We start from the raw sequence: 13,484 nt of genomic DNA on the forward strand, positions 1-13,484 counted from the left end.
CCGCGACCATGCCCGGCACCAGCGAGCACACCACCCGCAACCGCCGCCACTGGGACACCCAAGCCGCCGCCGCCCACGGCCCCCTCGCCCGCGCCCACTGGTCCCGCACCACCCCCGCCTGGGGACTCTGGTCCACCCCCGAAACCGACCTCCACGTCCTCCCCGACGACCCCACCGGCCTCGACGTCGTCGAACTGGGCTGCGGCACCGCCTACATCTCCGCCTGGCTCGCCCGCGCCGGCGCCCACCCCGTCGGCCTGGACATCTCCGCACCCCAACTCGCCACCGCCCGCGCCATGCAAACCGAGTTCGACCTCCACTTCCCCCTGGTACTGGCCGACGCCGAACACCCACCCCTGGCCGACAACACCTTCGACCTCGCCATCAGCGAATACGGCGCCAGCCTCTGGTGCGACCCCCACCACTGGATCCCCCAAGCCGCCCGCCTCCTGCGCCCCGGCGGCCGCCTCGTCTTCCTGCGCCGCACCCCGCTGTTCGCCCTGTGCGCCCGCCCCGGCCACCCCGCCGCGACGACCCTCCAACGCCCCCACGCCACCCTCGACCGCGTCCGCAACGCCGACGCCACCGAATTCACCCTCCCGCACGGCGCCATGCTCAGACTCCTGCGCGACACCGGCTTCGACGTCGAAGACCTCATCGAGCTCCACGCCCCCGAAGGCCACCACGACTACCCCGAAGTCACGGGGGAGTGGGGCCACCACTGGCCCAGCGAGGAAATCTGGAAAGCCCGCCTCCGCCCGACCTGACCTCCACCCCCTCACATCCACCCCATCGGGCGACATGCACGATTCGCAACGTTCCGCCATCTCACGCGATACCGTGAATAGGAACGGCGGACGGGAGGTCGGAGGCAGCGCAGGACAGCGCAGGACGAAGCGCACCCCCTCACGCGACACACCTCCCACCCGTCTCCCACCCGCGCACCGCGCCCCGGACGACTCCTCCGGCACCTCGCCGGCCTCGAAACCGCGGCCTACGTGCGACGCTGGGCGAACTTGTCCGTGGCCGCCGCTACCGCCTCCGCCATCCCCGGGTCACCCGCGCTGTGCGAGGCCTCCCGCACCACCACCAACTCCGCGTCCGGCCACGCCCGCGCCACCTCCCACGCCGTCGCCACCGGCCCCTGCATGTCCCACCGACCGTGCACCAACACCGCCGGGATCCCGTGCAACCGCGGCATCTCCCGCAGCACCTGCCCGTCCTCCAGCCACGCCCCGTGCCGGAAGTACCGCGCCGTGATCCGCGCGAACGCCGACCTCCACCGCGGGTCCAACTCCCACGCCGTCGGCTCCCGGTTCGGGTTCAACGTCAGGATCGACGACTCCCACGCCACCCAGTCGTCCGCCGCCTTGCGACGCACCGCCGGGTCCGGGTCGTTCAACAGCTCGTCGTAGGCCGCCACCAGATCCGTCGCACCCGCCGGCGCCCCCGCCCGGAACCGGTCCCACTCCTGCGGGAAGAACCGCCCCAACCCGTGGTACAGCCACTCGATCTCCGCGCGCCGGCTCGTCGTCACCGCCACCAGCACGACCTCCGTCACCCGCTCCGGGTGCGACTGCGCGTAGTGCAACCCCAGCGTCGACCCCCACGACCCGCCGAACACCATCCACCGCCGCACACCCCGGTCCACCCGCAACCGCTCGATGTCCCGCACCAGGTGCGCCGTCGTGTTCACAGACAGGTCGGTCTCGAAATCCGCCGCGTGCGGCGTCGAACGGCCCGAACCCCGCTGGTCGAACAGGATGATCCGGTACGCCCGCGGGTCGAACTGCCGCCGCATACCGGGGGAGCAGCCCGTCCCCGGACCACCGTGCAGGCACACCACCGGCTTGCCCTCCGGGTTCCCGCACTCCTCCCAGTACACGAGGTTCCCGTCACCGACGTCCAACATCCCGTGCGCGTACGGCTCGATCTCCGGGTACACCACCACGTCCCCCTCCGAAAGAAACAACAGTGCTGTTACATTAGGGGAGTGGACGACAACCCCACCACCGATTACCTCGGCACCCGCCTGCGCCACCTGCTCGACCTGCTCGACGACGGCATCGCCCACGCCTACACCCGACTCGGCCTCGACGGCTTCCGACCCCGCTACAACCCGATCATCCGACTCGTCCACCGCCGCGGACCCCAGTCCATCCGCGACCTCGCCACCGCCATCGGCGTCACCCACTCCGCCGTCAGCCAAACCGTCAACCAGATGCACCGCGACGGCCTCGTCGACCTCCACCCCGGCACCGACGCCCGCCAACGCATCGTCCACCTCACCCCGCGCGCCCTGGACCTCCTCCCGGTCCTGGACGCCGAGTGGACCGCCACCACCGCCGCCGGCCGCGAACTCGACGCCGAACTCCCGTACCCCCTCAGCGACCTCGTCGACCACGCCCTGCGCGCACTGGGGGAGCGGCCCATGAGCGACCGCATCCACCTCCACCTGCCTCAGGTCGCACCGCCGCCCCCCTCACCGCCTTCGTCGCCGCCGCTGCCTTCGCCGCCGCCGGTGCCGTAGCGCTCCACCAGCTCCGCACCCAACCGCGCCAACTCCGCCCGCACCACGTCCGACTCCACCACCTCGGCCAATGCACCCCACCCCGCCAAGTGCTGCGCGACCATCAGGGGAGTGGGCGCCGACACCCGCACCCGAGCCCGCCCGTCCACCACACCCTCCACCACGCAGTGCCGCCCGAACTGCCCCCGCAACACCCGCACGTGCCGCTCGGCCACCACCACCGTCGCCGACGTCCGCCGCTGCCACCCCTCGACCTCGGTCACCACCCGCCCCCAGGCCTCCGACAACGCGAACCCCTCCGGCCGCACCGCCTCCTCGCCGGTCACCTCGACGCCCACCACCCGGTCCACCCGGAACGTCCGCTGCCCCTCGGGCGTGCCCGCGACCAGGTACCAGACGTCGTCCTTGTCCACGAGCCCCAACGGGTCCACCACCCGCACCGACCGCTGCCCACCCCGCTTCACGTAGTCCAGCCGCACCTTCCGCCGCCGCACCACCGCGTCCTGCAACACCCCGACAACCCCCGGCCGCTCCCGATCCCGCTGCCCCCACCGAGCCGGATCCACCACCACCGCGTCCGCCGCCGCCTCCGCGTCCCGCCGAAACGTCTCCGGCAACGCCCGCACCAACTTCCGCAACGCCGCCTTCGCCTCACCACTGACCGCCGCAGCCGGCCCCACCAACACGAACAACGCCTGCGCCTCAGCCGCACTCAACCCACTGAGATCCGTCCGCGCCCGACCCACCAACTCCCAGCCACCACCACGCCCCGGCTGCGGGTAGACCGGCACACCCGCGGACGACAGCGCTTCCAGGTCCCGGCGCGCGGTCGCCACGGACACCTCCAACTCGGCCGCCAACTCCGCCGCCGTCACCCGTCCACGCGCCTGCATCAACAACAGGGCGGCCACCAGCCGATCCGCACGCATGGGTGCAGTGTCGTCGCTGAAGTGCTCACCTGATGCGCACTTTGGACGATTCGAACACCTGATCGAACAGGCCCGGGGGAGCAGTGGCACGAATCGTCGGGACGCGGTCACCGACGTCTCGGACCGGCACCTTGGACAGTGACTTGGACACTGGCCCGGACGGCGGCTCGGGCGGGCTCGGGCGGCGTGTCGCGCGTGCTGCGGCGTGGCCTCCGGCCCCCGAGTCGATCATCCCACGGGCCACCGACAATCCGACGCGCGCGAGCCGAGGAACCGATCCGGCGAGGGAGCGGTCGGCCGCGGGGCATCGACGCGGGCGGATCGTGGGTTCGCGGCGTCGGGAGACGCCGCTGGAGGGCGCCCGAACCGCTTACTTAACATAATGTAGATTATCGGCGTTGCGTGGAGGCCTGATCATCGCGCTGGACATACGTCACGTGACGTTTCTGTGGCGGTGTGGCCGGATGGTCGACATGCGCCCGCGGTCGGCTCGTCGGGTGGATGATCAAGCCCCTGGGCGGCTTGCCGGCGGTGTTCGGCAGATGCCGGGCCGTCTGACGGGACGCGTCATGGTGTGCGTGTGTGGACGATCGAGCGGTTGAGGGTGTCCAAGAGGCTGGCGCGGGACTGGGAGTGGCGGATCCCCTGGCTCGCGGGTCGGCCCCTCTCCTCGGCTCTCCACACCGCTCTTTGATGGATAATCGCCATTATCCATGAGTTGATCTTGGTCCCGGCCACGCCTGCCGACGTCGTCGGTGCCGAAAATTGTCGGTGGCGTGCGCTAGGAAGATCACATGCGTGTGCTCGACGCCCAGGAGTCCTTCTTCCTCGCCCGCCGTCCGCGCAAGGACTCCCCCCACACCACGGCGGCCTACCGGCGGGACCTCGCCGGGGTCACCTCCTTGCTCTCCGACGTCACCTCCACTCCCCCGGACGAGCTGCTGGTCGCTCACCTGACGGCCGGGAACCTGCGCAAGGCCTTCGGGGTGTTCGCCGACACGCACGCGAAGTCCTCGGTGTTGCGGGCGTGGTCGACGTGGAACCAGTTCCTGACCTTCTGCGTGGCCGAGGACCTGTTGCCCGGCAACCCGATGGGCGCGGTGGCCCGGCCGAAGACGCCGCCGTTGGTGCCCAAGCCCCTCCGCGGCGAGGACACGCCCGAGCGGTTGTTGGCGGCGGCGGCCGAGGGGGCGCGAAAGGCCCGTGACCCGTGGCCGGAGCGGGACGTCCTGGTGCTGGCGTTGGGGCTGGTCGCGGGGTTGCGGTCGGCGGAGATGCGGACGTTGACGTTGGCCTCGGTGGTCGGGCGGCCCGGTGAGCGGCGGCTGCACGTGGCGGGCAAGGGCAACCGGGACCGGTCGGTGCCGATCGAGCCGGCGATGGACCGGATCATCGAGCAGTACCTCGAGTCGTGCCGGGCGCGGTTCCCGCAGGGGCGGTTCGACCGGGGTTCGGCGTTGCTGCGGGACCGGCACGGTGAGCCGATCGGGCGTGGCGGGCTGGAGTACCTGGTGCGGTCGTGCTTCCGGTGGGCGGGGCTGCACGACCGGGTGCCGTCGGGGGCGAACCTGCACGCGTTGCGGCACACCTTCGCCACGCGGCTGGCCGAGGACGGCGCGTCGGCGTCGGAGATCATGGCGCTGCTGGGGCACGCGTCGCTGGCGACATCGCAGAACTACATCGAGGCGACGGCGCGGGAGCGGCGGGCGGCGGTGGCGGGCAACCGGACGTACGTGTCGCTGGCGAACCTGCCCTCGGCGCGCGGTGGTGACGAGTGAGCTACACGGTCCTCCAGCAGTAGAGGTGGTCGCCGGCGTCGCGGGCTCGGCGGGCGAGGTGCACCAGGTCGGTGGCGATGGGCAGGAGTTCGTCGGGTGTGGCGTGACCGCGCCACTCGTCGGTGCCGGCCCAGTGGGTGGCCAGTGCGGGCAGGTCGGTGTCGGGGACGGCGGCCAGGTCCACGCGGCAGACCCAGGAGCCGTCGTATTCGGGGTCCTCGGTGGCGGGCCACACGAGGGGGTTGTGGTGGCGGCCGGGTGTGGGGTGTGCGGCGGCGACGAGTCGGGCCAGGACGAGGTCGGGGTCGATGGACTTGGCTTCGACGCCGTCCCATTCGAGTGGCGGGATGAGCGGTGACATGCCGTCGGTGCGGTCGAGGGCGTGGAAGACCGTGTCGTCGTCGGGTGCGTGGAAGTAGTCGGTCAGGACGCCCATCGGTGGTGCTCCCCTTGTGGTGGTTGTCGGGGTGAGTCGATCACGTCTGGTCGGGTCGTCGGTTGGTCTGTTCGGGTGGTGCTGGCGTGACCTTGTTCGAACGGGTGTACGCAGGTGTCATGAGGGCGGTGTGGCGTGGGGTGTTGGTGTTCGGGGTGGTGGCCTTCCCTGTGCGGTTGGTGCCGGTGGTGCGGGAGCCCGGGGTGCGGTTTCGGCTGGTGCACCGGGGGGATTCGGGGCGGATCCGGCATCGGCGGGTGTGTGAGGTGTGTGGGGAGGAGGTGGGGGTGAGCGAGGTCGTCCGGGCGGTGGAGGTCGGGGACGGGCGGGTGGTCGTGGTGGAGGACGCGGAGTTGGCCGGGGTGCCGGTGCCGCCGCAGCGGGTGATCGAGGTGGTGCAGGTGGCTCGGGCGGAGGAGGTGGACCCGGTGGTGTTGGGGCGGGCGTTCCACGTCGAGCCGGAGGTGGCGGCGGTGGGGTCGTTCGTGCTGTTGCGGGACGCGTTGGCGCGGGCCGGTCGGGTGGGGGTGGCTCGGGTGGTGTTCCGGCGGCGGGAGCGGGTGGTGGTGGTTCGGCCGCGGGGTGCGGGGTTGGTGGTGCAGTCGGTGGTGTGGTTCGACCAGGTGCGGGAGCCTGACCTGGGGTTCTTGGCGGGGGCGGCCACCGCGTCGGCGTCGGCGGAGCGGATGGCGTCGGCGTTGGTGGAGTCGATGACGGCGCCGTGGGACCTGTCGGTGTTCGAGGACCGGTTCGCGGCGGCGGTGCGGGGGGCGGTGGAGGCGAAATTTAGTCCGTTCGAGTGATGCCCTGGTGCGGGAACCGCAGTTGACGGGTACTCACGTGGAATGAGGTCCGTGTGGCGTGGGGCGATCTCCTTCGGGCTGGTCACGATCGGTGTCCGGTTGTACACGGCGACGGAGGAGCACGACTTCCGGTTCCACCAGGTGCACCGCGAGGACGGTGGGCGCATCCGCTACAAGCGGGTGTGCCAGGTGTGTGGCGAGGAGGTGGCCTTCGCCGACATCGCCAAGGGCTACGAGCTGGACGACGGCCGTGTGGTGGTGATGAGCAACGAGGACTTGGACAAGTTGCCGATCAACACCGATCACGCGATCGACGTGCTGGAGTTCGTGCCGGCGGAGGAGATCGATCCGATCTACTTCCAGAAGTCCTACTACCTGGAGCCGGACAAGGCGGCGACGCGGCCGTACGTGTTGTTGCGGACGGCGTTGGAGCGCAGTGGGCAGTTGGCGGTCGTGAAGATCACGATCCGGCAGCGGGAGACGTTGGCGATGTTGCGGGCCCGTGAGGACCTGCTGGTGATGCACACGATGTTGTGGCCGGATGAGATCCGCAAGCCGGAGTTCGACTTCCTGGACGGCAAGACCGAGGTGCGTCCGCAGGAGTTGAAGATGGCGTCGTCGCTGGTGGAGAGCATGGCGGGGTCGTTCGACCCGGATGACTTCACCGACGACTACACCGAGGCGATGCAGAAGCTGATCGAGGCGAAGGCCGAGGGTGCGGAGTTGCCCGAGCAGCCGGAGGTCGAGGACACCGGTGAGGTGATCGACCTGATGACGGCGTTGGAGCGCAGTGTGGAGCAGGCGCGGTCGGCGCGGGGTGAGGCGAAGCCGGAGAAGAAGCCGGCGGCGCGGTCGCGGTCGGCGGGGACGTCGTCGTCGAGCAGGTCGCGGGCGTCGGGGAAGACAGCGGCGAAGTCGAAGGAGACGGCCAAGGAGGCCAAGGAGAAGGCGCCGGCGAAGAAGAGGGCGAAGCCCGCGTAGGGGGTGGCCGGTGGGTGGGGACCTGTCGGAGTACCGGCGCAAGCGGGACGCCGGGCGGACTCCGGAGCCGGTGCCGGGTGAGGGGGCGCCGCTCCCCCGTGGTGAGGACGACACGTTCGTGATCCAGGAGCACCACGCCTCCCGGCTGCACTGGGACGTGCGGTTGGAGCGGGGTGGGGTGTTGGTGTCGTGGGCGGTGCCGAAGGGGTTGCCGCCGGAGCCGGGGACGATCCGGTTGGCGGTGCGCACGGAGGACCACCCGTTGGAGTACGCGTCGTTCGAGGGGACGATCCCGAAGGGCGAGTACGGCGCGGGCGAGATGCTGATCTGGGACCGGGGTCGGTACGAGACGGTGAAGTGGAGCGACCGCGAGGTGGACGTGGTGCTGCGCGGGTCTCGGGTCGAGGGTGAGTTCGTGTTCTTCCGCCGCGGGTCGGGTGGGGACGGCAAGGACTGGATGGTGCGGCGGCGGCACGAGGCGGTGCGGCCGGACTGGGTGCCGTTGCCGGAGGTGGTGGCGCCGATGTTGGCGACGGCGGCGGAGGGGTTGCCGGAGCGCAACGGGGACTACGCGTACGAGTTCAAGTGGGACGGGGTGCGGGCGGTCGCGCGGGTGGAGGGCGGCCGGGTGACGGTGGTGTCGCGGGCGGGCAACGACGTGACGGGGTCGTACCCGGAGTTGCAGGGGTTGGGTGAGTCGCTGGGGTCGACGCAGGTGATGTTGGACGGGGAGATCGTCGCGTTGGAGGGTGGTCGGCCGAGTTTCGGGGCGTTGCAGCAGCGGATGCACGCCAGTGGGGCGCAGGCGCGGCGGTTGGTGTCGCGGGTGCCGGTGACGTATCTGGTGTTCGACGTGTTGCACCTGGACGGGGTGTCGACGGTGAACATGCCGTATGCGCGGCGGCGGGAGTTGTTGGAGGGGTTGGACCTGCGGGGTGCGCATTGGGCGACGCCGAAGGCGTATCCGGGTGCGGGGCCGGAGGTGCTGGCCGCGAGCCGGGAGCAGGGGTTGGAGGGGGTGGTGGCCAAGCGGCTGGATTCGCCGTACACGCCGGGGGTGCGGTCGCCGCACTGGGTGAAGATCACGCGGGTGGCGACGCAGGAGGTGGTGGTCGGCGGGTGGCGGCCGGGTGAGGGCAAGCGCAAGGGGGTGGTGGGGGCGTTGTTGTTGGGGATCCCGGAGGGTGACGGGTTGGCGTTCGTGGGGTCGGTGGGGACGGGGTTCGGTGAGGCGGAGCTGCGGTCGTTGACGGCGCGGTTGGAGCGGTTGGCGGTGAAGAGGTCGCCGTTCGTGACGGAGGTGCCGCGGGAGCGGGCGAAGGGGGCGCGGTGGGTGCGGCCGGAGTTGGTGGGTGAGGTGGTGCACCGGCAGTGGACGGCGGACGGGCGGATGCGGTTCCCGACGTGGCGGGGGTTGCGGCCGGATCGTTCGCCTTCGGAGGTGCGGCGTCTTGGTTGAGTCGGCGGTGGTGCGGGTCGGTGATCGGCGGGTGAAGCTGACCAACCTGGGGAAGGTGCTGTACCCGGAGGTGGGGTTCACCAAGGCGGAGGTGATCGACTACTACACGCGGATCGCGCCGGTGTTGTTGCCGCACCTGGCGGGGCGGCCGTTGACGGTGCGGCGGTTCCCGGACGGGGTGGACGGGCAGTCGTTCTTCGAGAAGAACGCGCCGTCGCACGCGCCGGAGTGGGTGCGGCGGGTGCGGGTGGAGACGCCGGGGTCCTCGCGCGGGTCGGAGTACCTGGACTTCGTGGTGGTGGACGACCTGGCGACGCTGGTGTGGCTTGCGAACCTGGCGGCGTTGGAGTTGCACGTGCCGCAGTGGACGGTGGGGCCGCGGGGTGGTCGCCGCTCCCCCGACCTGGTGGTGTTCGACCTGGACCCGGGGCCGCCGGCGACGGTGGTGGAGTGCGCGCGGGTGGCGCTGGTGCTGCGGGAGGTGTTGGTGGCGGACGGGTTGGTGCCGGTGGTGAAGACCAGCGGGTCGAAGGGGTTGCAGGTGTACGCGGGGGTGGAGGTGTCGGATCCGTTGCGGCCTTCGGAGTACGCGAAGGCGGTGGCGCGGCGGTTGGCGCGGGAGCGGCCCGACGAGATCGTGTGGCAGATGACCAAGTCGTTGCGCACGGGGAAGGTGCTGATCGACTGGTCGCAGAACAACCCGGCGAAGACGACGGTGGCGCCGTACTCGTTGCGGGCGCGGGCGTTGCCGTCGGTGTCCACGCCGGTGACGTGGGACGAGGTGGAGGCGTGCCGGCGGGTGTCGGACCTGGTGTTCACCGCGGACCAGGCGCGGGCGCGGGTGGACGAGTCGGGTGACCTGTTCGCGGTGGAAAAGGCGTCGCCGCTGCCGGGGTGATCGTCTTATCCTGGCCTGCTTTGGACGTTTCGAACGGGGGTCGGGGTGAGCGAGGAGTTGCGGGCGGCGTTCGTGGACGGGCGGCCGGACCCGGGTCGGCGGATCGAGCTGGTGGAGTACGACCCGGCGTGGCCGGGGTTGTTCGAGCGCGAGGCGGCGCGGGTGCGGGGCGCGTTGGGGTCGGCGGTGCTGGGGTTGGAGCACGTCGGGTCGACGTCGGTGCCGGGGTTGGCGGCCAAGCCGGTGGTCGACGTGGTGTTGGCGGTGGCGTCGCCGGCCGACGAGGCGGCGTACGTGCCGGCGTTGGAGGCGGCGGGGTACGTGCTGCGGATCCGGGAGCCGGGGTGGCACGAGCACCGGATGTTCAAGGGGCCGGACACGAACGTGAACCTGCACGTGTTCGCGGTCGGGTCGCCGGAGATCACGCGGATGGTGCTGTTCCGGGACTGGCTGCGGGCGCACCCGGAGGACCGGGCGCGGTACGAGGCGGTGAAGCGGGAGCTGGCGGCGCGGTCGTGGACGTACTTGCAGGGGTACGCGGACGCGAAGAACGACGTGGTGGACGAGATCCTGGCGCGGGCTGATCCGGATGCGCCCCCGCGGGTGGGCTAGTGCGGGAGAATCGCTCGTCGTGAGGTTCGGGGTGCTCGGTCCGGTGGTGGCGCGGCGGGCGGACGGGACCGAGGTCCGGGTCGGTGGGGCCGGGTTGCGGGCGTTGCTGGCGGTGCTCGCGGTGGACGCCGGTCGGGTGGTCGGGGTGGACCGGCTCGTGGAGGCGCTGTACGGGGAGCGTCCGCCTTCGCGGGTGGCCAACGCGGTGCAGTCGCAGGTGTCGCGGTTGCGGGCGTTGCTGGACGTGGAGATCGAGCGGTCGCCGGCCGGGTACCGGCTGGTGGTGGACCCGTGGGAGGTCGACGCGCTGCGGTTCGAGGAGCTGGTGGCGCGCGGGTTGCCCGGTGAGGCGTTGGCGTTGTGGCGGGGGCCGTCGTTGGCGGACGTGGGTGACGCGCCGTTCGCGGCGGTGGCGGCGGCGCGGTGGGAGGAGTTGCGGCTCAAGGTCGTCGAGGACCACGACGTGGCGCCGGTCGAGGTGTTGCGGGAGCTGGTGGCGGCGCACCCGTTGCGGGAGCGGTTGGTGGCGCGGCTGGTGCGGGCGTTGCACGGGCAGGGGCGGCAGGCCGAGGCGTTGGCGTTGGTGGACCGGACGCGGCGGGTGCTGGCCGAGGAGCTGGGGGCGGACCCGTCGCCGGAGCTGGTCGCCGCGCACGGCGAGGTGTTGCGGGGTGAGCGGCCTGCGGGGCGGCACGTGCTGCCGGCCCAGTTGACCAGTTTCGTCGGGCGCGGCGAGGAGGTGCGGCTGGTCGGGAAGGCGTTGGACGAGGCCCGGTTGGTGACGCTGCTGGGTCCGGGCGGTGCGGGCAAGACGCGGTTGGCGGTGGAGGTCGCGGCGACCCGGCCGGGGGACGTGTTCTTCGTGGACCTGTCGCCGTTGGGTGCGGGCGGGGACGTGCCGTTGGCGGTGGTGACGGCGTTGGGGTTGCGGGAGGACGGGCGGCGGGCCGCGCGTGCCCCGCGGGAGCGGCTGGTGGCGGCGCTGTCGGGCCGGGAGGTGCTGCTGGTGCTGGACAACTGCGAGCACGTGGTGGAGGACGCGGCCGGGTTGGCCGGTGCGCTGCTGGTGGCGTGCCCGGGGTTGCGGGTATTGGCGACCAGCCGGGAGGCGCTGGGCGTGACCGGGGAGACCGTGCGGCCGGTGCCTCCGCTGCCGGCGGTGGACGGCTCCTCCCCCGCTGTCGCGTTGTTCGCCGACCGGGCGGTGGCGGTGGACCCGTCGTTCCGGCTCGACGGCGAGACGGTGCCGCTGGTGGTGGCGATCTGCCGGGCGTTGGACGGGATGCCGCTGGCGATCGAGCTCGCGGCGGCGCGGGTGCGGTCGTTGCCGTTGGCGGAGGTGGCGGCGCGGTTGGACGACCGGTTCCGGTTGCTGTCGCGTGGCAACCGGGCCGCCGCGCCACGGCACCGGACCCTGCACGCGGTCGTGGAGTGGAGCTGGGACCTGCTCACCGAGGCCGAGCGGGTGGTGGCGCGGCGGCTGACGGTGTTCTCCGACGGGGCGACGCTGGAATCCGCGGCCGCGGTGTGCGGGGTGGACGACGTGGATGAGGTGCTGCCGTCGTTGGCGGACAAGTCGCTGGTGGAGGTGTCCGGGGGCCGGTACCGGATGCTGGACACGATCCGGGCGTTCGGGGCGGCGCGGCTCGCGGAGGCCGGTGAGCAGGAGTCGGCGCGGCGGGCGCACGCGCGGTGGTTCCTGGAGGTGGCGTGCCGGGCGACGCCGCACCTGCTGCGCGGTGAGCAGCTGGAGTGGTTGGCGGCGTTGGTGGCCGAGCACGAGAACCTCAAGTCCGCGATCCGGTGGGCGGTCGGCCACGACGTGGAGCTCGGGTTGCGGCTGGTGGCGGAGCTGGGCTGGTACTTCTGGCTGCGCGGGCTGCGCACGGAGGGCGCGGTGCTGGCCGCCGAGGTGCTGCGCGCGGCGGGTCCCGTGGCGCCGGCCGGGTTGACCGAGGAGCACCTGCTGTGCGCGTTGTCCGCGTCGGCGTCCGGGACCGGTGACGCGGTGCCGGGTGCGCTGTCGCCGCGCCAGGACACGCCCGTGGGGTTCACCGGGCCGCCGACGCGGCCGTTCCTGACCATGCTGTGGGGCATGGCCTACGGGGTGCCGGACCTGGCCGAGCCGACCCTGGACGCGCGGCGCGGGCACCTGGTCGGGCCGGACCCGTGGTCGCGGGCGCTGGCCCAGGTCGGGTTGGGCATGCAGTACCAGTACGCGGGGCGGCCGGCCCAGGCGCGGGCGGCGCACGAGGAGGCGCTGGCCGGGTTCCGGGCGTTGGGCGAGCGGTGGGGCCTGTCGGTGGTGCTGTCGCAGCTGGCCGAGTTGTCGCGGGTCGAGGGCGACCTGGACGCGGCGGTGGTGCACCTGGACGAGGCACTGGCGTTGGGCGAGCGGTTCGGCGCGACCGAGCACACCGCGGGGATGCTCGTGCAGCGCGCGGAGTGGCACCGCCACCGCGGGTCGTTCGACGCGGCGTGGGCGGACCTGGAACGGGCGGCGGTGATGGCCCGGACACAGGGCGCGGTGGAGGTGCTGGCCCAGGTGCGGCACGGCATGGCCGAGGTCGCCCGGTGGCGCGGGGACCTCGAGGGGGCGCGGGCGTGGTGCGAGGAGGCGCTGCGGGTGTGTCCGCGGGGGTGGTTCGGTCCCGAGGAGGTGCGGGCGCACGTCCACGTGGCGGTGGGTCGGCTGGAGCTGGCCCGCGGGGACGTGGCGGCGGCGCGGGCGGTGTGGGGGTCGGCCGTGGAGTCGGCGGCGGAATGGGGCAACCCGATGGTGCTGGCGGCCGTCGCCGAGGCGTGGGCCGGGTCGTGCGTGGTCTCGGGGGACGCCGGGCGGGCGGCGGAGCTGCTGGGCGCGGCCCGGGGACTGCGCGGCCTGGCCGCCGTGCCGGTCGACGCCGATGTGCTCGCCACCGAGGACGCCGCGCGGGCGGCACTGGGAGCGGAGGCGTTCGCGGCGGCGTCGGCGCGGGGCGCGGGGTTCGGGCGGGACGGCCTGCTGGCCGCGCTGCGCAAGTAAGGCAGCGGCATACCGGTCCTCGGGGCACCACGG

General features: G+C 72.4%; 12 protein-coding genes. 9 read left to right on the forward strand and 3 right to left on the reverse strand.

Annotated elements, in window-relative coordinates:
• The first annotated feature begins 8 nt into the window (after positions 1-8).
• Positions 9-767: a class I SAM-dependent methyltransferase gene (locus tag DFJ66_RS02655; protein WP_121217591.1), complete on the forward strand. Its 759-nt coding sequence runs from the start codon at positions 9-11 to the stop codon at positions 765-767.
• Between the two features lie 227 nt (positions 768-994).
• On the opposite strand, the gene pip is transcribed toward DFJ66_RS02655, so the two are convergent.
• The gene (gene pip, locus DFJ66_RS02660) at positions 995-1,945 is read right to left on the reverse strand and encodes a prolyl aminopeptidase (RefSeq protein WP_397556278.1); all 951 of its coding nucleotides are present in this window, start codon (positions 1,943-1,945) and stop codon (positions 995-997) included.
• Between the two features lie 48 nt (positions 1,946-1,993).
• Here pip and DFJ66_RS02665 point away from each other — a divergent pair, with 48 nt between their 5' ends.
• A complete protein-coding gene (locus tag DFJ66_RS02665; RefSeq protein WP_121217595.1) occupies positions 1,994-2,530 on the forward strand; it encodes a MarR family winged helix-turn-helix transcriptional regulator in 537 nt (178 codons plus the stop codon).
• On the opposite strand, the gene DFJ66_RS02670 is transcribed toward DFJ66_RS02665, so the two are convergent.
• The gene (locus DFJ66_RS02670) at positions 2,461-3,459 is read right to left on the reverse strand and encodes a helix-turn-helix transcriptional regulator (protein WP_121217597.1); all 999 of its coding nucleotides are present in this window, start codon (positions 3,457-3,459) and stop codon (positions 2,461-2,463) included. The genes DFJ66_RS02665 and DFJ66_RS02670 overlap by 70 nt on opposite strands.
• 794 nt (positions 3,460-4,253) lie before the next feature.
• On the opposite strand from DFJ66_RS02670, the gene DFJ66_RS02675 reads away from it, so the two are divergent.
• Entirely contained in the window at positions 4,254-5,237 is a 984-nt protein-coding gene (locus tag DFJ66_RS02675) for a tyrosine-type recombinase/integrase (protein ID WP_121217599.1), read from the forward strand.
• 1 nt (position 5,238) lies between these two features.
• Here the strand turns inward: DFJ66_RS02675 and DFJ66_RS02680 are convergent, their stop codons facing one another.
• Positions 5,239-5,673, reverse strand: a complete 435-nt coding sequence (locus tag DFJ66_RS02680) for a hypothetical protein (RefSeq protein WP_121217601.1) — start codon at positions 5,671-5,673, stop codon at positions 5,239-5,241.
• 119 nt (positions 5,674-5,792) lie between these two features.
• Between DFJ66_RS02680 and ku (DFJ66_RS02685) the strand changes: the two genes are divergently transcribed.
• Genes ku (DFJ66_RS02685) through DFJ66_RS02710 form a run of 6 tightly spaced genes read left to right on the forward strand, consistent with a single transcriptional unit; the run spans position 5,793 to position 13,451 of the window.
• On the forward strand, positions 5,793-6,476 hold the full coding sequence (ku, locus tag DFJ66_RS02685) for a non-homologous end joining protein Ku (RefSeq protein WP_281276694.1): 684 nt from the start codon (positions 5,793-5,795) through the stop codon (positions 6,474-6,476).
• Between the two features lie 42 nt (positions 6,477-6,518).
• Positions 6,519-7,457 carry a non-homologous end joining protein Ku gene (gene ku / locus DFJ66_RS02690; RefSeq protein WP_121217605.1) on the forward strand — a complete coding sequence of 313 codons (939 nt, stop codon included), beginning with the start codon at positions 6,519-6,521 and terminating at the stop codon, positions 7,455-7,457.
• A gap of 10 nt (positions 7,458-7,467) precedes the next feature.
• Positions 7,468-8,916, forward strand: coding sequence for a non-homologous end-joining DNA ligase (gene ligD / locus DFJ66_RS02695; RefSeq protein WP_121217607.1), 1,449 nt, complete (start codon positions 7,468-7,470; stop codon positions 8,914-8,916).
• Entirely contained in the window at positions 8,909-9,814 is a 906-nt protein-coding gene (gene ligD / locus DFJ66_RS02700; RefSeq protein WP_121217609.1) for a non-homologous end-joining DNA ligase, read from the forward strand. The genes ligD (DFJ66_RS02695) and ligD (DFJ66_RS02700) overlap by 8 nt, the downstream gene beginning before the upstream one ends.
• Before the next feature lie 45 nt (positions 9,815-9,859).
• A complete protein-coding gene (locus DFJ66_RS02705; protein WP_211350945.1) occupies positions 9,860-10,426 on the forward strand; it encodes a GrpB family protein in 567 nt (188 codons plus the stop codon).
• A gap of 19 nt (positions 10,427-10,445) precedes the next feature.
• On the forward strand, positions 10,446-13,451 hold the full coding sequence (locus tag DFJ66_RS02710; protein ID WP_121217613.1) for an AfsR/SARP family transcriptional regulator: 3,006 nt from the start codon (positions 10,446-10,448) through the stop codon (positions 13,449-13,451).
• Positions 13,452-13,484 lie beyond the last annotated feature (33 nt).

It is taken from the genome of Saccharothrix variisporea (assembly GCF_003634995.1).
In the GTDB taxonomy this organism is placed as follows: domain Bacteria; phylum Actinomycetota; class Actinomycetes; order Mycobacteriales; family Pseudonocardiaceae; genus Actinosynnema; species Actinosynnema variisporeum.